The sequence below is a fragment of the Pseudomonas helvetica genome, assembly GCF_039908645.1.
GTDB lineage: Bacteria > Pseudomonadota > Gammaproteobacteria > Pseudomonadales > Pseudomonadaceae > Aquipseudomonas > Aquipseudomonas helvetica.
This window is the reverse complement of the sequence record NZ_CP150917.1, coordinates 5,974,186-5,994,106: the sequence shown is the minus strand read 5'-3', so window position 1 is coordinate 5,994,106 and position 19,921 is coordinate 5,974,186. Positions and strand designations below refer to the sequence as shown.

Annotated in this window: 16 protein-coding genes; 10 read left to right on the top strand and 6 right to left on the bottom strand. The window is 60.5% G+C overall.

Annotated elements, in window-relative coordinates; translation table 11 throughout:
- Positions 1-31: 31 nt before the first annotated feature.
- From AABM55_RS27710 to AABM55_RS27695, 4 genes are all read left to right on the top strand, one after another.
- Entirely contained in the window at positions 32-1,057 is a 1,026-nt protein-coding gene (locus AABM55_RS27710; protein WP_347928260.1) for a putative 2-aminoethylphosphonate ABC transporter substrate-binding protein, read from the top strand.
- 201 nt (positions 1,058-1,258) lie between these two features.
- Positions 1,259-2,392: a TIGR03364 family FAD-dependent oxidoreductase gene (locus AABM55_RS27705; protein ID WP_347928259.1), complete on the top strand. Its 1,134-nt coding sequence runs from the start codon at positions 1,259-1,261 to the stop codon at positions 2,390-2,392.
- Positions 2,392-2,976 carry a phosphonate degradation HD-domain oxygenase gene (locus tag AABM55_RS27700; RefSeq protein WP_347928258.1) on the top strand — a complete coding sequence of 195 codons (585 nt, stop codon included), beginning with the start codon at positions 2,392-2,394 and terminating at the stop codon, positions 2,974-2,976. The genes AABM55_RS27705 and AABM55_RS27700 overlap by 1 nt, the downstream gene beginning before the upstream one ends.
- An 85-nt stretch (positions 2,977-3,061) precedes the next feature.
- Positions 3,062-3,496: a hypothetical protein gene (locus AABM55_RS27695; RefSeq protein WP_347928257.1), complete on the top strand. Its 435-nt coding sequence runs from the start codon at positions 3,062-3,064 to the stop codon at positions 3,494-3,496.
- A gap of 1 nt (position 3,497) precedes the next feature.
- Here AABM55_RS27695 and AABM55_RS27690 read toward each other — a convergent pair whose 3' ends face one another.
- The gene (locus tag AABM55_RS27690; RefSeq protein WP_347928256.1) at positions 3,498-4,880 is read right to left on the bottom strand and encodes a GTPase/DUF3482 domain-containing protein; all 1,383 of its coding nucleotides are present in this window, start codon (positions 4,878-4,880) and stop codon (positions 3,498-3,500) included.
- Positions 4,873-6,252 carry a DUF2868 domain-containing protein gene (locus tag AABM55_RS27685; protein WP_347928255.1) on the bottom strand — a complete coding sequence of 460 codons (1,380 nt, stop codon included), beginning with the start codon at positions 6,250-6,252 and terminating at the stop codon, positions 4,873-4,875. Before AABM55_RS27685 ends, AABM55_RS27690 begins: the two co-directional genes overlap by 8 nt.
- Before the next feature lie 85 nt (positions 6,253-6,337).
- On the opposite strand from AABM55_RS27685, the gene AABM55_RS27680 reads away from it, so the two are divergent.
- Positions 6,338-6,850, top strand: coding sequence for a dihydrofolate reductase (locus tag AABM55_RS27680; RefSeq protein ID WP_347928254.1), 513 nt, complete (start codon positions 6,338-6,340; stop codon positions 6,848-6,850).
- 132 nt (positions 6,851-6,982) lie between these two features.
- Here the strand turns inward: AABM55_RS27680 and AABM55_RS27675 are convergent, their stop codons facing one another.
- Positions 6,983-8,374 (bottom strand): L-cystine transporter, encoded by a 1,392-nt coding sequence (locus AABM55_RS27675; RefSeq protein WP_054594495.1) that lies wholly within the window; start codon positions 8,372-8,374, stop codon positions 6,983-6,985.
- Between the two features lie 310 nt (positions 8,375-8,684).
- Between AABM55_RS27675 and AABM55_RS27670 the strand changes: the two genes are divergently transcribed.
- Genes AABM55_RS27670 through AABM55_RS27660 form a run of 3 tightly spaced genes read left to right on the top strand, consistent with a single transcriptional unit; the run spans position 8,685 to position 12,400 of the window.
- A complete protein-coding gene (locus tag AABM55_RS27670; protein ID WP_347928253.1) occupies positions 8,685-10,085 on the top strand; it encodes an MBOAT family O-acyltransferase in 1,401 nt (466 codons plus the stop codon).
- Positions 10,072-11,172 (top strand): SGNH family hydrolase, encoded by a 1,101-nt coding sequence (locus tag AABM55_RS27665; RefSeq protein WP_347928252.1) that lies wholly within the window; start codon positions 10,072-10,074, stop codon positions 11,170-11,172. The genes AABM55_RS27670 and AABM55_RS27665 overlap by 14 nt, the downstream gene beginning before the upstream one ends.
- Before the next feature lies 1 nt (position 11,173).
- Complete coding sequence (locus AABM55_RS27660; RefSeq protein WP_054594492.1) at positions 11,174-12,400, top strand: SGNH/GDSL hydrolase family protein; 1,227 nt, start codon at positions 11,174-11,176, stop codon at positions 12,398-12,400.
- 102 nt (positions 12,401-12,502) lie between these two features.
- Here the strand turns inward: AABM55_RS27660 and ilvD are convergent, their stop codons facing one another.
- Complete coding sequence (ilvD, locus tag AABM55_RS27655) at positions 12,503-14,344, bottom strand: dihydroxy-acid dehydratase (protein WP_347928251.1); 1,842 nt, start codon at positions 14,342-14,344, stop codon at positions 12,503-12,505.
- 278 nt (positions 14,345-14,622) lie between these two features.
- On the opposite strand from ilvD, the gene AABM55_RS27650 reads away from it, so the two are divergent.
- Positions 14,623-16,356 carry a DUF4153 domain-containing protein gene (locus AABM55_RS27650; protein ID WP_054594490.1) on the top strand — a complete coding sequence of 578 codons (1,734 nt, stop codon included), beginning with the start codon at positions 14,623-14,625 and terminating at the stop codon, positions 16,354-16,356.
- Here the strand turns inward: AABM55_RS27650 and AABM55_RS27645 are convergent.
- Positions 16,353-17,555 (bottom strand): MFS transporter, encoded by a 1,203-nt coding sequence (locus AABM55_RS27645; protein ID WP_054594489.1) that lies wholly within the window; start codon positions 17,553-17,555, stop codon positions 16,353-16,355. The genes AABM55_RS27650 and AABM55_RS27645 overlap by 4 nt on opposite strands.
- A gap of 146 nt (positions 17,556-17,701) precedes the next feature.
- The gene (locus AABM55_RS27640) at positions 17,702-18,898 is read right to left on the bottom strand and encodes a class I SAM-dependent rRNA methyltransferase (protein WP_054594488.1); all 1,197 of its coding nucleotides are present in this window, start codon (positions 18,896-18,898) and stop codon (positions 17,702-17,704) included.
- A 201-nt stretch (positions 18,899-19,099) separates the two neighbouring features.
- On the opposite strand from AABM55_RS27640, the gene AABM55_RS27635 reads away from it, so the two are divergent.
- Positions 19,100-19,915: an HDOD domain-containing protein gene (locus tag AABM55_RS27635; RefSeq protein WP_347930089.1), complete on the top strand. Its 816-nt coding sequence runs from the start codon at positions 19,100-19,102 to the stop codon at positions 19,913-19,915.
- Positions 19,916-19,921: the final 6 nt, after the last annotated feature.

Below are 19,921 nucleotides of genomic sequence, written 5' to 3'. Positions count from 1 at the left end.
CTCAACTGCCGCTAAACAAAAGGAAAAAGACATGTTCAAGCCTATGGCCCTGGCCGCTGCTGTCCTCACCGCTTTCAGCCTGAACGCCTTCGCGGCGAAAACCGAGTTGACGGTCTACACCGCCCTCGAAGCCGAACAACTGAAGACCTACAAAGAAGCATTTGAAAAGGCCAACCCGGACGTCGAGATCAAGTGGGTGCGCGATTCCACCGGGATCATCACCGCCAAACTGCTGGCCGAAAAAGCCCGCCCGCAGGCTGACGTCGTCTGGGGCCTGGCGGCGTCCAGCCTGGCGATTCTCGATCAGCAAGGCATGCTGCAAAGCTACGCACCGAAGGACCTCGGCAAGATCGGCGGTAACTACCGCGACGCTGCCAGCCCGCCAGCCTGGGTCGGCATGGACGTGTGGGCAGCAACCATTTGCTTCAACACTGTCGAAGCCGAGAAACAGGGCCTGAGCAAACCGCTGAGCTGGCAGGACCTGACCAAGCCTGAATACAAAGGCAAGATCGTCATGCCGAACCCGGCCTCGTCCGGCACCGGTTTCCTCGACGTCAGCGCCTGGCTGCAAACCTTTGGCGAGAAGCAGGGCTGGCAGTACATGGACGCGCTGCACCAGAACATCGGCCAGTACGTTCACTCCGGTTCCAAACCGTGCAAGCTGGCGGCTGCCGGCGAGTTCCCGATTGGTATCTCGTTTGAATACCCGGCCGTGCAGTTGAAGCGCCAGGGCGCACCGCTGGATATCGTCCTGCCGAAAGAAGGCCTGGGCTGGGAAATCGAAGCCACCGCCGTGATCAAAGGCACACCGCATGAAGACGCGGCGAAGAAACTCGCCGACTTCTCCGCAAGCCCGGCGGCGATGGAGCTGTACAAAGAAAACTTCGCAGTCCTCGCCCAGCCTGGCATCGCCAAGCCGCAGACCGAACTGCCGGCCGACTACGAGCAACGCCTGATCAAGAACGACTTCGCCTGGGCCTCGAAAAACCGTGACGAGATCCTCAGCGAGTGGCGAAAACGCTATGACGGCAAATCCGAGAAGGTGGTTGCCAAGTAGCTGACGCCCCCCCTGTGGCGAGCGGGCTTGCCCGCGCTGGGCTGCGAAGCGGCCCCAAACCCGCCCAACGCGTTTTTTTCAGACGGAATGCGTGAGCCGGGTTTGCGACTGCTGCGCCCGAGCGCGGACCGGTCGACGGGGGCAAGCCCCCTCGCCACAGGGGATCGCTTCCGTTCGCACGAAATGTTCAGGAAATGAAACATGACTCACCACAGCGACATGCTGATCATCGGCGCCGGGATTCTCGGCCTTTCCCACGCCTATGCCGCGGCCAGGCGCGGGCTCAAGGTCAAGGTCTTCGAGCGCAGCGCCACACCTTTGGGGGCGTCAGTGCGCAACTTTGGCCAGGCGCTGGTCACCGGCCAGCCGCCGGGGCAGATGCTCGAACTGGCCAAGGCCAGCCGCGAAATCTGGGGCCAATGGGCGCAACGGGCAGACTTGCAGCTCAAGCGCAACGGCTCGTATCTGTTTGCTCGCAGCGAAGCTGAAGAGCAATTGCTGGAAGCCTTCTGTGCCGGCCGCGCCATCGAACACGGTTACCGCGTCGAGCTGCTGCGCGGCGCCGCATTGGGCGATGTGTACGACGGCCAGTTCCGTCATCACCGTGCGGCATTGCACGGTCTGGATGACCAGCAACTGTATTCGCGCGAAGCGATTCCAGCGTTGATCGACTACCTGCGCCGCGACCTCGGCGTGGAGTTTCACTTTTCCACCCTGGTGCGCGACATCGAACCCGGTTGGGTGCACAGCACCGCCGGCAGCTTCACGGGAGAGCAGATCATCGTCTGCTCCGGCCACGATTATCAGACCCTGCTGGCCGAGCCGATCGCTGCGCTCAAGCCGCAGATCTGCCGTCTGCAAATGCTCCGCGCGCGGCCGCAAATCAACCTCAATCTGCAACATGCGCTGCTTACCGGTTTGAGCTGTGTGCATTACGGCGCCTTCGCCGATTTGCCGGAAGCTGCGGCAGTGCAGGCGCAGATTCTGCGTGAGGTGCCGCACTTGCACGAACACGGTATTCATTTGCTGATCAGCCCGACGTCGCACGGTGAGCTGATCATTGGCGACTCCCACGACTACGGCAGCGACCCTTCACCGTTCAACGCGGAACAGGTCGATAACTGGCTGATCGAACTGGCCGAGCAAACACTGGGCTGCAAGGTGCAGGTGGTCGAGCGGTGGCAGGGTGTCTATGGCGCTCGTGGCGCGCAGCCATTTTCATTCCTGCAGGCCGCACCGGGCGTGCATGCCGCGTTGATGCACACGGGCGTCGGCATGAGCATCGGGCCGGCGATGGCTGAGCGCAATATCAGGACCTTGTTGGGAGAACACTGATGGGCCGCATCGAACAGGTGATCGCTGAAGTATTCGGCTGGTACGAGCGCTTCGGCGACAGCGACTACATCGGTGAGCCGGTGTCGCAGATCGAGCACATGTCCCAGGCCGCCGAACTGGCCATGGCCGAAGGCTTCGACGATGAAGTGGTGCTGGCCGCGTTCTTTCATGACATCGGACATCTGTGCGCCGAGAACGCCGAAAACATGGGCGGCTTTGGTGTGGTCAGCCATGAATGCCTCGGCGCCGATTACTTGCGCCGGTTGGGTTTTGGCGAGCGGATGGCGCGGCTGGTGGAATACCACGTTCAGGCCAAGCGTTATCTGACATTCAAAGAGCCGGGGTACTACAAATGCTTGAGCGAGGCCAGTCGGCGCACGCTGGACTATCAGGGCGGGGTAATGACGGCTGAAGAGGCACAGGCGTTTGAGCGCGATCCGTTGTGTGCGATCAGCCTGCGGATGCGCCAGTGGGATGAGCAGGCGAAAGAGCTGTGGGTGCCGGTGATTGATCTTGAGGTCTTGAAGGCGAAAGCCTACAGGTTATTGCGCAGCACCAGCGTTGTGGCGCTCGACGTGTGCTGAGCTATCTCACGACCAATAGCGAAACGAGGCATGGACCGCCTTGATGCAAGGATTTAGGTTGGTCGTTTGAGAAGGAAGCGCATGGATGCGTTATGTGAACGTGATTGCTTGGGACAGTAGCGAAAGGGGAGCGGTGGACACCGTTCATTTTCAGTTTTATGCGGATGCGGTGCTGTATCGGGAAGAGACAATCCGTGACGCTGGGACTGATCTTCTACCGCTTCGCAAGTTCGCCCAGGCTTTTTTAAAGCTCGGCTGGCACAAGACGGATGCGGCAGAGCGCGACCTGCACATCCTCGCTAGTAACCTCATCGGTGACGGCACGCCTGAGTCGGTGTGGATGTACTTTCGCGAAGGGGCGATAACAGTCTACAAAGCCGTTGCGCGTGACCTTGATAACGACGGGATTCTGGAGTTGATCTTGAGTTCGGACGTGAACAATGACGGGCGGGCAGACAGAAAGGATCGAGGGCTTGTCAGGTTATTGGCCAAGGAGTTTTTGAAGTTTGGCTGGAAATAGATCATTCCAGCACTTTGCCCGCCAACACCTCTACCTGCTCCTGGCGTTCCGCCTGGCTCAACCGTGCATGAGGATTGAGCGAAGACCATTGCGGATGCGCGCGCGCCTTGGTCAGTGCCTCCGGCAGTTTGCCTTCGCGCCAGCTCTTGTCCTGCGGTGTGGCGACCTGGATGCTGTCCATCGCCGCGTGTCCGCGCAGGTTCATGGCCTGCACCAGTTGCCGCTGACGCAACGCCAACAAACGCAGCACGCTGTCGTCAACGGTCAGCTCGCGCTGGCCTTTGATTTTGCCCAGCAAGCGGCTGCCGTAACCGCGCGCCGTTTGCAGGGCGCCCCCGGCAATCGCTCCGGCCAGCGCCGCCGCGCCGAGGGTCAGGCCGCCTACCAGCAAATCCACGCCGGCACCGGCCGCCGCGCCAGCGGCGATCCCGCCGCCGACGCGTACGCCCAGTTGCTTGAGGGTTTCGGGGTTGAACAAATCATCGCCCCAGCGGCCGTCCAATAGCGGCAAGTCGCTGGCGGCGGCGTCTTGTGGGCGGAAGGCGTACAGCTTGAGCAGCGCGTCGACGCAACGTTGTTCGCGCTGGCGAACGGCTTTGCGCAGTTCGCCGATGGCCTGCTGTTCCTGTGCGGCATCGCTGACCACGCTGCGCCGACAGGCGGCGCAATCGATCAGCAGTTCGGCAATCAAGCGTGCCGCGCTTTGCTGGCGCGCTGCGCGTTGCGCCTGTTGGTCGACGATCAATCGCTCAAGCTGAGCGCGTGCGCTTTCCATCAGCAGCGCGAGGCTTTCATAGAGCCGGCGCTCGCCATCTTCGGGCGGCGCCACGCTGTCGAAACGCACCAGCGCATGCAGGCCCAAACGGGCCAGGGCGTCGCGCCAATCCGGCTCGCGGTGGTTGGCGCTGCTGACGAAATTCAGCACTGGCAGCAGCGGTTTTCCGCAACTGGCCAGCACTTCCAGTTCATCGCGATACTTGGCCAACACCGGCTCGCGGGCGTCGATCACATAGAGGCCGGCGTCGGACGCCAGCAGTTGCCGCAGTACTTTGGCTTCCTGTTCGAAGCGCTGGCGCGCCTCGCTGCCGTCGAGGAAACGCGCCAGCCGCGCCGGTCCGTCGAGGCGTTCACCGGGGCGTTCCAGCCGCTCCAGATAATCGAGCAGGGCGATGGCGTCTTCCAGTCCCGGCGTGTCGTAAAGCTCAAGCAAGGCCTCGCCGTCCACCGACAACCGGGCGCCCTCGACATGCCGGGTAGTGCTCGGACGATGGGAGACTTCGCCGAAACCGACGTCGCGGGTCAGGGTGCGCAGCAATGAGGTTTTACCGACGTTGGTGTGGCCGACCACGGCGAGCTTCAGCGGCGTCTTTTTTGACTCAGTCATGACCCGACTCCAGCCAGTTCATCGGCGCGCAGTCAGCGAACGGCAACGCCAACTGTTGCAGCGCGGTGTGCCAGTCGCCGAGGCGCTCGGCGTCGAGTGCCTGACCGGGCGGCGCTTGCAGCAGCCAGATCCGGGTCGCGCTGGCGCTGCGGGCGAGTTCGGCGATCAGCGCCAGGCTACCGCGATCCGGCGAGCGCCGAGGGTCGCAGGCAATGGCCAGGCGTTCCGGCGGGAAACGGGTCAGCTGTTCCAGCAACTTTTGTCGAGACTCGCGGCTGTCGAGGATGCCTGCGTTCTTGACGTTCTTCGGCAGTTGCGGCGGCCATGGGCGCTGGTCGTCGAGTTCGATGGCCACCAGCAACGCACCGTCGCTGTCCAGCGCGCTGGCGCCGCCTTCGACCTGATGCAGGCGCTCAGGCGCGAGATCGTTGACGCCGAGGCGTTCGCTGCTCGGCATCAGTTGTTCACGCAACGGCGCGTAGCCGGGCAGGTTCAGGTCCAGATGCAACGCTGCACGCCCGGTTGTCCAGCGCCACAGGCAGAACAGCGCGAGCAGCAGGCGCGGCAATACGCCGTACACCAGCAACACGCCCACCAGCCATGCGGCCCAGGCTTGCCGGGCGCTTTCGATGTTCAATGCGGTGTCGCCGCTGGCGCGAATCATCTCCACGGTCGGCACGTTGAAGCCGAGCAGTGCCGGAAGAGTGCCAAGCGCCTGGGTCATGACCACGAACGTGTCGCCGCTGAGAATCGTGGTTTCCCAGACGAAACCGTAGCGCCGGGTGGCCATCAGCGTCAGCAGGATCGCCAAAGCACTGAGCATTGCCAGCAGCCACAAACCGTTGACCAGCACGCCGAGCGCCCAGCGATTGAGCTTCTGCCGTTGCAGCAACAGCAGCAGGGCTGGCGCCAGTTGTGCGGCTTTGGCGTCGCGGGCGAGTTTTTCGCTGAGCCACAACCATAAGCGCCCGAGCGTGGCGCTGTAATCGCCAGCGAATATCAGGCCGCAAGCCCAGCTCAGCAGCAGAATCAGGTTCAACCCCAGCAGACTGCCGAGGGCCCAGAACACGTTGACCGGTGTCTGGCCGTCGTTCAACGCGGCAAATGCCAACCCGGCACCGCTGACGATCGCCAATACGGCCAGAATGATCAGCGCCAGTCGCGCCCCTTGCAGCCAATGGCGCAGCGCGCCGGTCAAGCCATCGCGTTCGGCCAGCCACAGGGCGCGGGCCTCGATGCGGGTCGGCAGGTCGCCGCCCGCGCTTCGGGCCAGACGGTTGGCTTCCTGATCTTCCAGTGGGCCTGCATGTTCCTCGCGCAGGCGGATGGTTTCGGTCAGCCAAAGTGTTTGCAGTGTGGTCAGTTCAGTCACGCGGCATCCCGTCGCTCAAATGAACGCTGAGCATAACCGCTGTGGCGCTTATCGGGGTAAGCGAGGCTCTGGTATCCTCGCCGACATGAAAAAAACTCTCCCTCTCAGCCTGATCGCAGCCCTCGGTGAAAACCGTGTGATCGGCGTCGACAACAGCATGCCCTGGCACTTGCCGGGGGATTTCAAATACTTCAAGGCCACTACGCTGGGCAAGCCGATCATCATGGGGCGCAAGACCTGGGATTCGCTCGGTCGCCCGCTGCCGGGCCGGCTGAACATCGTGGTCAGCCGTCAGACCGACCTGCAACTTGAAGGCGCGGAGGTCTATCCATCGCTGGAGGCCGCGGTGATTCGGGCGCAGGAATGGGCGCTGGAGCAGGGCGTCGATGAGCTGATGCTGATTGGCGGCGCGCAGTTGTATGCGCAAGGCCTGGCACAGGCCGATCGGCTATACCTGACTCGCGTGGCGCTGAGCCCCGAGGGCGATGCATGGTTTCCGGAGTTTGATCTGGAACAGTGGACACTGGTGTCGAATGTCCCGAATCCGGCGGAAGGTGATAAGCCGGCGTACAGCTTCGAGGTTTGGGAGCGAACCTAAAAGCATCGTCGGAACGCCGCTCGGAGCAAGCCTTACTCCTACAGGGTTGTGGCGAATCACATCAGGTGATCGACATCGGTCCCGTAGGAGCAAGGCTTGCCTGCGATAGCGATCTATCAGGCGGTAGGTGGTTTAAGCCTGGGCCAGTTCCTCATGCTCATCCGCATCCAGCAGTTCTTTGTCGGTCTGCTGCATGATCTGGCTGGTAATCGCACCGGCAGTCATCGAACCACTGACGTTCAATGCCGTGCGGCCCATGTCGATCAGCGGTTCAACCGAGATCAGCAGCGCCACCAGTGACACCGGCAAGCCCATGGCCGGCAGCACGATCAGCGCAGCGAAGGTTGCGCCGCCGCCGACACCGGCAACCCCTGCCGAACTCAAGGTCACAATCGCTACCAGTGTCGCGATCCACAACGGGTCCAGCGGGTTGATGCCCACCGTCGGCGCCACCATGACCGCCAACATCGCAGGGTAAAGACCGGCACAACCGTTCTGACCAATAGTCGCGCCGAACGAGGCGGCGAAGCTGGCGATCGATTGTGGAATACCCAGACGGCGGGTTTGCGCTTCGATGCTCAGCGGAATGCTCGCGGCGCTGGAGCGGCTGGTGAAAGCGAAGGTCAGCACCGGCCAGACTTTGCGGAAGAAGCGCAACGGGTTGATCCCGGCCAGCGACACCAGCAGACCGTGAACCACGAACATCAGGCCTAGGCCGATGTACGACACCACGACGAAACTGCCGAGCTTGATGATGTCTTGCAGGTTGGAACCGGCGACCACTTTGGTCATCAGCGCCAGTACGCCGTACGGGGTCAGTTTCATCACCAGACGCACCAGACGCATCACCCAGGCTTGCAGGGTGTCGATGGCGTTGAGCACTTTCTGACCTTTTTCGACGTCATCCTTGAGCAGTTGCAGCGCCGCGACCCCAAGGAATGCAGCGAAGATCACCACGCTGATGATCGAGGTCGGTTTGGCCCGGGCCAGATCGGCAAACGGGTTCTGCGGGATGAACGACAACAGCAACTGCGGGACATTCAGGTCGGCGACCTTGCCCGCGTAGTCGGTCTGGATGGTTTGCAGGCGAGCCATTTCCTGGGTGCCGGCGACCAGGCCTTCAGCCGTCAGGCCGAACAGGTTGGTCAGGCCGATGCCGATCAGCGCCGCAATGGCGGTGGTGAACAGCAGGGTGCCGATGGTCAGGAAGCTGATCTTGCCCAGCGACGACGCATTGTGCAGACGGGCGACGGCGCTGAGGATCGAGGCGAATACCAGCGGGATTACGATCATTTGCAGCAACTGCACATAACCGTTACCGACCAGATCGAACCAGCCGATCGAGGCCTTCAGCACCGGGTTGCCGGCGCCGTAAACCGTATGCAGGGCAACACCGAACACCACGCCCAACACCAGAGCGACCAGGACTTTTTTCGCCAGGCTCCAGGTGGTGTGACGGGTTTGTGCCAGGCCGAACAGCAAGGCGAGGAACACCAGCAGATTGAGGATCAGCGGCAGATTCATTGAGGCTCCAAAAAGACTTGTGCCAATCGCGTTCCGGGGCGATTGCGAACCGGGAAGCCTAACAGCTTGATATCTAATGAATTAATATCTAAAACGCATGGTTACTGTGGTTTTTGGAATAAGCCGATGGCGCTGTGGCGAAACCGGCGAGGCTGACCGGAGGATATTCAGTAAAACCGGGTTTTGTTCATTCGTAATAGTGTTTCAACTTGTGACGGCTAAAGGCGTTCTGCCATACTCGCGGCCGTTTGCGCCCCGGCCTGTTTTCAGTACCGGGCTTGGATTTCTGCTGTACGTAATGGACTACGTTGTGAGCTATCTCTCGATTGAATTCGGTTTGTGTTTCATCCTTTTTTTCCTCGTCTACTGGTCTGTGTGCTGGAGTACGCGTCTACAGAACGTACTGTTGCTGGCCGCCAGTTACGCGATCCTCGCCAGTTTCAGTCTGGACTTCCTCTACATCCTGCTGGGCTACACCGCACTGGTGTACCTGCTCGGGTTGCTGAGTGAACGTTTTCCGGGGCGCTCATTCGTCAACGGGTTGATGTTGTTACTGGTGCTCGGCTGCTTTTACCTGTTCAAGTACCAGGACTTCTTTACCAGTACGGTGCAAAGCGCCTTCGCTCAGCTAGGGCTTGAAGTCTCGCTGCCGCTGCTGGAAGTGTTGCTGCCGGTCGGACTGTCGTTTTACACCTTTCACTCGGTCAGCTACCTGGTGTCGATCAACCGTGGCGAGCTAAAACCAGGTTCGCCTTTTGACCTGGCGTTGTACCTGGCGTTTTTCCCGAGCCTGATCGCCGGTCCCGTGAACCGGGCCACCGACATGCTGCCGCAGATTCGCCCAACGCAAGCCCGGCAGGTGCTGGAACCGCAGCGGGCGTTGGGGCTGATTGCGCTGGCGGTGGTCAAGCTGTTCTTCCTCAGCTCCTGGCTGGCCAACGAATGGGTCGACCCGGTGTTCGAGTCGTCCGTCAGCTTTTCGGCCGAGCAGATCTTGCGCAGCGTTTACGGTTATTCGTTCCTGATTTACTTCAACTTCAGCGGCTACACCGATCTGGTGACGGGCATTGCCTTGTTGCTGGGTTTCCGTTTGCCGCTGAACTTCAACTTCCCGTACACCGCACGTAACCTCAAGGAATTCTGGGGGCGCTGGCACATCAGTCTGTCGACGTTTATCCGTGACTACGTGTACATCCCGCTCGGTGGCAATCGCCGTGGGGTCTGGCGCGGCAATCTGAACATGCTGCTGGCCATGCTGATTTCCGGGCTGTGGCACGGCGCAAGTGTGAATTTCATCATCTGGGGTGCACTGCATGGCGTGGGACTGGCGCTGTACAAACTCTTCAGTCACTGGCTGCCGGAGCGTCCGACCTGGCTGGGGGCCGATCTGCTGGCGCGGTTGTTGACCTTCCACTATGTGGCTTTTGCCTGGATCTTCTTCCGTTGTGCATCCCTTGGGGATGCCATCGAGATGCTCGGCGGTCTGGGCGGGATGTCGCGGGCGGGGCTGCTCAGTAATGGTCTTTCATTGTTGGGCTGCCTGCTGTTCGTGGCGATCTATCCACAGATTGTGGCGCTGACGCGTCGGTTGTTCGACGCCACTGTGCGATTGCCATGGCTGCTGTATCCAGTGCCGTTGGGGCTGTTCATTTGCGTGGTTATCTTTGCTTCTCCATCGGGCGTACCGGGGTTTATCTATGCCAGTTTCTAACGCATCGCCACTGTCCACGAACCTGAGCGGCGCACTCAAAGTGCTGTATGCGATCCTCGTCATCAGCGCGCTGCTGTTTTGGTTCAACCAGGACTCGATTCGTCTGTACTGTCAGCAGAAGTATCACGATGGCTGCGAGATTCCCGGCCTGGCGCAGAATCCGCAGTGGCGTTTCGGAGCTCAGTTGAACCAGACGCTGGCGGATGTGCGGTCAGGTTTCATCGCCCGGCTTGAGGGCCTGGATGACGTCAAACTGATCGATCAGGCTCAAGCAGCAGTAAATGAAGAGGAACCGCTTGGCGAGACGCTCGCGCCATTGCCGACACTCGAACAGGCAGCGAAATCGGTAGAAGTTCCGCCCCAGGTCGTGACTGATCCTGCGGTGAAGCCTGCGCCGCCCGTTGACGGCGCGCCGGTCACTCCGCTGATGGCGACGCTGGCGCTCGGTGACGAGGTGCTTTTTGTCGGTGACTCGCTGATGCAAGGAGTCGCCCCGCATATGGCGAACACCCTGCTCAAGCGTTACAAGGTCAAGAGCATCAACCTGAGCCGGCAGAGTACCGGGCTGGCCTACCCGAGCTTTTTCAACTGGCCGAAGACCATCGAAAGCACCTTGCAGGGCCACCCGAAGATTCGCCTGATGGTGATGTTCCTCGGCCCCAACGATCCCTGGGACATGCCCGACGGCAAGCACAAACCGTTCTTGCGCTTCAAGACCCCCGAATGGGAAGTGGCCTATCGTCAGCGTATCGACTCCATTCTCGACTCTGCCCGCGCACACCAGGTACAGGTGATCTGGGTCGGCCCGCCAAACATGGAGAAGGCCAAGCTGTCGACGGCCATGGCCTACCTGAACGGGCTCTACAAAAGCCAGCTTGCGGCCTACCATCAGCACTTTGTGTCGGCCAACGAGATTCTGGGCTATCAAACCGATGAGTTCTCCTATTACCTGACGGTCGACGGTAGTCGGAAGGTCAAGACCCGGGTCGATGACGGTATCCATTTCACACCGACCGGGCAAAGGTTGATCGCCGAACGCGTGTTGTCGCTGATCAACTTTCCCAGCCAACAATTGACGGAGCACTGATATGCGGCGACTGCACGGCATTGCGCTGTTGTTGAGCATTACTCTGCTGAGCAGTTGCAGCCCCACGACCGAGGTCCAGGCCACACCGGCGTCTGCGCCGAAAAAACCTGGCTACACCTCGAAGAACGTCGTGCCGGTGGGGGGCGGCGATCCGAACCTGGCGGCACTGGCGCGCAAGTTCAATACGGCGGATCGCACGCCGATCACCATTGTGCAGTTGGGCGACTCCCACACAGCGGCCGATCTGTTCAGTGGTGAAGTGCGGCGATTGTTGCAGGCCCAGTACGGTGATGGCGGGATAGGGTTTGTCGCCGCAACGCCTGTGCCCGGCACGCGCTATGAACGCGTCATCCTCACCGCCGCCAATCGTCAGTGGTCGCTGGTCTCGGCGCGTAATCAACAAAGTACTCAGTTCCCACTGGGCGGTTACTTGTCGTTACCGATGACCCCGGGGGCCAAGGTGCAGATCGCCGAGCGCGAAGGCAGTCTCCAGCAGTACCGGATTTCAGCGCTCTATCAGGCGTCTGCCAACAGCAGCCTCAAGGCCCAGACCAATCTCACTCAGGCCACTCGCATGCTTGCGGCCACGGGCGGGCAGTGGCGCTTCAGCCCGCCGTTCAACAACGTGACGCTGCCAGTGGAAATGAGTGTCACCCATACCGAGGGACTGGCCCTGGGTGGCTGGAATATCCTCGGGCAGAAGAGCTCCGGGGTGATTTATTCGGCGCTGGGCATCAACGGTGCCCGGCTGGACGTGCTGGACAAGTGGCAGGCCGATTGGCCGGACACACTCAAGGCGTTGCGCCCGGACATGGTTATCCTGGCCTACGGCACCAACGAGGCCTTTGACGACGACCTGGATCTGGATAAATACCGGAGCCAGTTGCAGGACAAAATCACCCTGTTGCGTAAAACCTTGCCCAAGGCCGTGATTCTGCTGGTCGGTGCGCCGGACTCCATCAAACACCGTGGCGCGAGTGCCTGCGCTTCCGCGCAGCCGCAGCCCTTGCGACAGCTTATCCAGATCCAGAAAGCCGTGGCGCAGCGCAATCGCGTGCTGTTCTGGGACTGGCAGGCCTTCATGGGCGGTGATTGCTCTATCAGCCGGTGGCAGGCCAATGAGCTGGCCCGCAATGATCTGGTGCACCTGACCGCGGATGGTTATCGCAAGAGCGCCGAGGGACTGTATCGCTTCCTGCGGGAGCAGTTGGGCGAGCGCATGCCGTGAGCCTTGCTGCGGCTGCACAGCTTTAGGCGCCCACAGGGGCTTCTGAAACGCAAAAAAATGCCCCGCACTTGGCGGGGCATTTTTGTGTTCAACGGTTAAGCCTTACAGCCCGTCGAGCATCGCTTTGTTACGTACAGCGCCCTTGTCGGCGCTGGTCGCCAGCAAGGCGTAGGCTTTCAGTGCGGTGGTCACCTTACGTGGACGCACTTCAACCGGTTTCCAGCCTTTCTTATCTTGCTCCACGCGGCGCGCAGCCAACTCTTCGTCGCTGACCAACAGGTTGATCGAGCGGTTCGGAATGTCGATCAGCACCTTGTCGCCGTCCCGTACCAGGCCAATTGCACCGCCGGCAGCGGCTTCTGGGGAAGCGTGACCGATGGACAGGCCCGAGGTGCCGCCGGAGAAGCGGCCGTCGGTGAGCAAGGCGCAGGCTTTGCCCAGGCCCTTGGATTTCAGGTAGGACGTCGGGTAGAGCATTTCCTGCATGCCCGGGCCGCCTTTCGGACCTTCGTAGCGAATGATGACGATATCGCCTTCTTTCACTTCATCGGCGAGGATGCCGCGCACGGCGCTGTCCTGGCTTTCGAAGATCTTCGCGTTGCCTTCGAAGACGTGGATCGACTCGTCGACGCCAGCGGTTTTCACCACGCAACCGTCGAGGGCGATGTTGCCGTAAAGCACGGCCAGGCCGCCTTCTTGCGAATAGGCGTGTTCGACACTGCGGATGCAGCCGTTTTCACGGTCGTCGTCGAGGGTTTCCCAACGGGTCGACTGGCTGAACGCGGTCTGGGTCGGGATACCCGCAGGCCCGGCCTTGAAGAAGTGGTGCACCGCTTCGTCAGTGGTTTGGGTGATGTCCCACTTGGCGATAGCGTCGCGCATGGTCTTGCTGTGCACGGTCGGCAGGTCGGTGTGCAGCAAGCCGCCACGGGCAAGGGAACCGAGGATGCTGAAGATCCCGCCGGCGCGGTGCACGTCTTCCATGTGGTACTTCTGGATGTTTGGCGCGACTTTGCACAGTTGCGGAACGTGGCGGGAAAGACGGTCGATGTCGCGCAGGTCGAAATCGATCTCGGCTTCCTGGGCGGCAGCCAGCAAGTGCAGGATGGTGTTGGTCGAGCCGCCCATGGCGATGTCCAGCGTCATGGCGTTTTCGAACGCCTTGAAGTTGGCGATGTTGCGTGGCAACACCGACTCATCGTTCTCGCCGTAGTAGCGTTTGCACAGTTCGACGATGGTGCGGCCGGCTTGCAGGAACAGTTGTTCACGGTCGCTGTGGGTGGCCAGTGTCGAACCGTTACCCGGCAGTGCCAGGCCGAGGGCTTCGGTCAGGCAGTTCATCGAGTTGGCGGTGAACATGCCGGAGCACGAACCGCAGGTCGGGCAGGCGCTGCGCTCGTACTCGGCGACTTTCTCGTCAGAAGCGCTGGAGTCGGCGGCGATAACCATGGCGTCGACCAGGTCGAGGCCGTGGCTGGCGAGTTTGGTCTTGCCGGCTTCCATCGGGCCGCCGGAGACGAAGATCACCGGGATGTTCAGGCGCAGGGCGGCCATCAGCATGCCAGGGGTGATCTTGTCGCAGTTGGAGATGCACACGATGGCGTCGGCGCAGTGGGCGTTGACCATGTACTCGACGGAGTCGGCGATGATCTCGCGGCTCGGCAGCGAATACAGCATGCCGTCATGGCCCATGGCGATGCCGTCATCGACCGCGATGGTATTGAATTCCTTGGCGACGCCGCCAGCACGTTCGATCTCGCGGGCGACCAGTTGGCCGAGGTCCTTGAGGTGGACGTGGCCCGGTACGAATTGGGTGAACGAGTTGGCAATGGCGATGATCGGCTTTTTGAAGTCGTCATCTTTCATCCCCGTGGCGCGCCACAATGCGCGGGCACCGGCCATGTTGCGGCCATGGGTGGATGTTTTCGAACGGTAATCAGGCATGGAGCACTCCGGGCGGCTAAGCAGGTATCAAAAGGGGAGTGAGCTTCTATTGACCTTGGGAACACTCAGAAATGGCCGTGTGTCCGAAAGTTGCCACTCGCGTCGCGGGATCGCCGCTTGCTTGGGCCTCGAGCTCATAAACCCGCCGGGGGATGACTGGCGATGAATCGTTCGATTCTACACCGCTGGCGGCTGGAGGGAACGGGGCAATACTCAGGGCCGGCGGCTTTGTTTAGACTGGCGACCTTTTGCCCTTCCCCCACTCCAAAGGAACTGGAATGCCCGGTCTCAATCGTTTTCTTGGGTTTTACCTGCTGATCGGCCTGATCCAGGGAATCGTATTCTTCTACTCCGACCAGCTCTATCGCGTGAGCGAAACGCTGTTTTTTGTCACCTGCACCGTGGTCCTGGTGGGCGGGACAACGTTGCAGTTGCTCGGGGAGAAAGTCCGACAGTGGCGCTCTCTGCTGCCTACGCTGGCGTTCACCCTGCTGATGGGCGGTATGACACTGTGGGTCTGCTACGGCCCCGAGCATGTCGTCAGCAGCCGCTGGGCGATCAACTCCTGGTTCATCAGCCTGGTGTTGTTGAGCTATGTCTGCGCCAGCTTCCTGTTCGCCTGGCCCGCCGTCAAAGGGCAGCGCTGGCGCTATGAAGACTTGTTTCAGCAAGCCTGGAACAGTGTGTTCATCGTGCTGTACGCGCTGATTCTGGTGGGATTGTTCATGTTGTTGCTCAAGCTTTGGAGCCGACTGTTCCTGATGTTGGGCATCGAATTTTTCGAGCGCCACTTCTGGAGCCAGGTGTTCCTGTGCTTCAGCCTGCCGCTGGTGTTTGCGCTAGGCATGTACTTGGCGGCGCGCAGCGAGAAAGTCATCGGCCAGATGCGCGGCATGTTGTTCAGTGCCTGTGGATTGCTGTTGCCGTTGATTGCACTGATCAGTGTGCTGTTTACCCTGACCTTGCCTTTCACCGGACTTGATCGGATTTGGGCCACGGGCTACTCCACCCCGATTTTGCTGGTGTTGGCCGGCGCTCAACTGTTCTTGCTCAATGGCGTTTTCCAGCAGGGCGTCCAAACTCGGCCGTACCCCAAATGGTTGACGCACTTTATCGAGTTGAGCCTTTTGTGCCTGCCGGTTCTCGCCGCCTTGGCGTTTTACTCAAGCTGGCTGCGGGTCGAGCAATATGCCTTGTCGCCGCAACGTTTCGTCGCGCTGGCGCTTGCCTTGCTGTGTGGCTTGTACGGCCTGGCGGCGGTGTGGGCGGTGGCCTTGCGCTCGCCGGCCTGGCTGGGCAACTTGCGCGTGACCAACCCGGCACTGGCGTTGCTGTTTTGTGTGCTGTTGGTGTTGATCAATACGCCGCTGCTCAACCCTGTACAGCTCAGCGTTGACGATCAGGTGCGGCGCTTGCTCGATGGGCGCACCAAGGCTGAGGCGTTTGATGCGCACTACCTGCGGTTTGGCCTGGAGAAGGCCGGTGAAGAGGCGTATGCCAAGCTGCAAGTTGATCTGGATCAGGAGCGCATTCTTGATCCGGACGCACGCCGCGCGTTGCGCGAGAGGATGGACGACACATCACTGAGTTTCAGTGAGCAGTATGCAAAGGAGCGGGCCCGACGACCCAAGCCCGAACTGGAATGGATCGGCCCCAAGCCCAAAGGCAGTGAGCAGTTTGCCGAGATCAGTCTGAACACCGATTCGCCTTGCGAGCCCGGCTGCGTGCTATGGGCGGTCGACCTCGACCAGGACGGCCAGAACGAGGTGTTGGTGGTGCCCCGCACCAGTTTCCGCCACGATTTCAAACCACCGCGCATTTATGCCCTGGACGGGAAAGGCGAGTGGGACGATCGCGGCCCTCTGGTGTGGACGCAACTCCCCGACGGAAATGTTGACACCGAGACGCTGATTAACGATATCCGCGAAGGCAGGATTTCGTTGGTCAAGCCGCGTTACAGACAATTGCAGTCCAGCGATATGCTGCTCACGCCAGTGATTCGAGAGCCTTAGCGGCGGCCTGTTCGGTGATTGGTCAGTAATCCCCATAGGCTGAGCCCAATGAAACTGAAGGCGATGGTCATGAGTAGATGATCGCCAGCCTGGGCCAATGCCGCACTGCTGACGGCGGCCGTGAGGAACATAATGCTGTTGCCCGCCGAGGCTGCCGTGCCGGCGCTGCTGGAAAACAGCAGCATCGCCGCAGAAATCGCGGCGGGTCGAACCAGGGTGACGGCGAGGGCGCTGATGAGCATCGGGATCAGCAGAGTCACGGTGGTGATGACATCAAAGCTGAGGATCAGCGTCAGCAGCACACCCGCGACGCAAAGCAATCCGAGGCCGATATTGATTTGCCGGGACAGCGCGATGCGTTTTTGCAGATACGAGGCCGCCACACCGCCAAGCAGATAAGCCACGCCGTACACCATCAGCACCAGTGCGTACTGGTATTCGGACAGTTTCAGCGCATCCATGAAAATCAATGGCGTCACGCTGATCAGCGCGAAGTAGCAGGCGAATACCAGCGCGGCGATCCACCAGTAGCGCAGGAAGTCTCCATTACGTATGACGGCTTTCAGCGTGCCGATGATCGATGAGGGCTCGCGGTGCGGGCTGGCGGACTTGGAGGGCAGGATGCAGAACGCATGGATCAACATACCCAGCGCCATCGCGGCGAACCCGTAGAAGCTACCTTGCCAGTCGAATGTGGTTTGCAGCCATGAGCCGATCAGCGGCGAGAGTGCGACGAACGAACCGCTCAAGGTCATGTAATAGAGGCGCACGCGGGCACGGTCTTGTTCGTCGAACAGGTCCTCCACCAGCGCGTGGCCCAGGACGAAGAAACCACAGCCTATGGCTTGGACACCGCGAAACAGTAGGAAGGCCAGGTAGTTGGGGGCCAGTGCACAACCAATAGCGCCGAGGATCGACAGGGTAATGCAGCCGATCAGGACTTCCTTGCGGCCCCATTTATCCGATAGCGGACCGGCGATCAGTTGGGAGATCGAGAAGACGAGCGTGAACAAGCTGATGGAGAGTGCGACTTCTGCCGTTGGCGTATCGAACCTGGAACCCAGGGCAGGAAAAGAAGGCAGCAGGATGTTGATCGGGAAAAAGCTGATCAAGGAAATGCAGGTGATGAGGATGAAACGGGAGAGTTGTTGGCGCTTTACGTCGCCACTGATTGAGGGTGAACAGGTGGACTCAGACATTGTTTTTGTTTTCCGGAGTAAATCCAGAAACCGATACTAGTCTGCGAAAAATGGAATTCAATCAAAAGTAACGTAGGAGGCTTCCCGTAGTAATGCGGGCCGTCGCTGTGGAACGGGCAAACCCGTTCCTACAGCGAGTTCAGCCATCAGCTGTTAGGCAGCAGTCGGCAAGTAATGCTCTTGATATACCGCGTCTCGGCAATCGCCGGGTGCACCGGGTGATCAGGACCCTGACCGCCACGTTCCAGCAGCTGGATGTTGCGGTCCAGGTGACGGGCGCTGGTCAGCAGGATGTTCTGCAGATCGTCTTCAGGCAGGTGCATCGAGCATGAAGCGCTGACCAGGATGCCGTCCTTGTTGAGCAGGCGCATGGCTTGCTCGTTCAGGCGACGGTAGGCGCCTTCGCCGTTCTTCATGTCTTTCTTGCGTTTGATGAACGCTGGCGGGTCGGCCACGATGACGTCGAATCGTTCTTCGCTGGCTTTCAGCTCTTTCAGGGCTTCGAACACGTCGCCTTCGATGCAGGTCATTTTGTCGGCGAAACCGTTCAGTGCGGCGTTACGCTCGACACCGTCGAGGGCGAAGGCCGAAGCGTCGACGCAGAACACTTCACTGGCACCGAAAGCGGCAGCTTGCACGCCCCAGCCGCCGATGTAGCTGTACAGGTCCAGCACGCGTTTACCTTTGGCATAAGGTGCCAGGCGCGCGCGGTTCATGCGGTGGTCGTAGAACCAGCCGGTTTTCTGTCCCTGGATGACCGGTGCTTCGAACTTCACGCCGTTCTCTTCCAGGGCAACCCACTCCGGCACCAGGCCGAACACGGTTTCGACGTAGCGGTTGAGGCCTTCGGCGTCACGGGCCGCGGAGTCATTCTTGAACAGGATGCCGCTTGGCTTGAGCACTTGGGTCAGTGCCGCGATCACGTCTTCTTTATGAGCTTCCATGGTCGCCGAAGCGATCTGCACCACCAGGATGTCGCCGAAACGGTCGACTACCAGGCCCGGCAGCAGGTCGGAGTCGCCGTAGACCAGGCGGTAGAACGGCTTGTCGAACAGGCGCTCGCGCAGGGACAGCGCAACGTTGAGGCGGTGCACCAGCAGCGACTTGTCGAGCGGCAACTTGATGTCGCGCGACAGCAGGCGAGCGCAGATCAGGTTGTTCGGGCTCATGGCGACGATGCCCAGCGGCTTGCCGCCAGCAGCTTCGAGAATCGCTTGATCGCCAGCCTTGAAGCCGTGCAGCGGGGTGGCGGCTACGTCGATTTCGTTACTGTAGACCCACAGGTGGCCGGCGCGCAGGCGACGGTCGGCGTTGGCTTTGAGGCGCAAGCTTGGCAGGGACATGACGTCGCTCCAGGTGAAAAAAAAGAGCGGGATTATAGCGCTAGATGGGAGGCGCAGCGCGGTTGTTTCTGGGCGTTGCGTCGGACAGATCGCCCATGTGGCGGATTTTTTCCGCTAGAATCGCCCCTTGGCCCAGAGTGAGTACGTATGTCCCAAGAGCTATCTTCCGAACAGATTCAACAGGCCCTGCAAGGCATCAGCGTGCCGCCTCAGCCGCAAATCATGGTGGATTTGCAGATGGAGCAGTACATGCCGGACCCGGACCTGGAAGTGATCGCGAAGTTGATCTCCCAAGATCCGGGCCTCTCTGGCGCTTTGTTGAAGATCGTCAATTCGCCGTATTACGGGCTGAGCAACAAGATCGCCTCGATCCAGCGCGCGGTGAACCTGCTGGGCAGTCGCTCGGTCATCAATCTGATCAATGCGCAGTCGATCAAGGGCGAGATGAATGACGACACCATCGTCACCTTGAACCGGTTCTGGGACACCGCCCAGGACGTGGCGATGACCAGCCTGAGCCTGGCCAAGCGCATTGGTTCGCAGGCTGTGGACGAGGCTTATGCGTTAGGCCTGTTCCACGATTGTGGTGTGCCGTTGATGCTCAAGCGCTTCCCCAACTATATGTCGGTGCTGGAAGAAGCCTACGCCAGTGCCAACGCCGAGTGTCGCGTGGTTGATACCGAGAACCGCGTACTCAACACCAACCACGCCGTGGTCGGTTACTACACCGCGAAGTCCTGGCGCCTGCCGGAGCATGTGACCGACGCTATCGCCAATCACCACAATGCGCTGGCGATTTTCAGCGACGAATCATCCCGTAACAGCCAGTTGAAAAACTTGCTGGCGATCCTGAAGATGGCGGAACACATTTGCGCGTCGTATCGGGTGTTGGGCAATCAGACCGAAGACCACGAGTGGGATAGCATCGGGCACCTGGTGCTCGATTATGTTGGCCTCTCGGACTACGATTTCGAAAACCTCAAACAGACGATTCGCGAGCTTGGCGCTCATCATTGAGTGTCG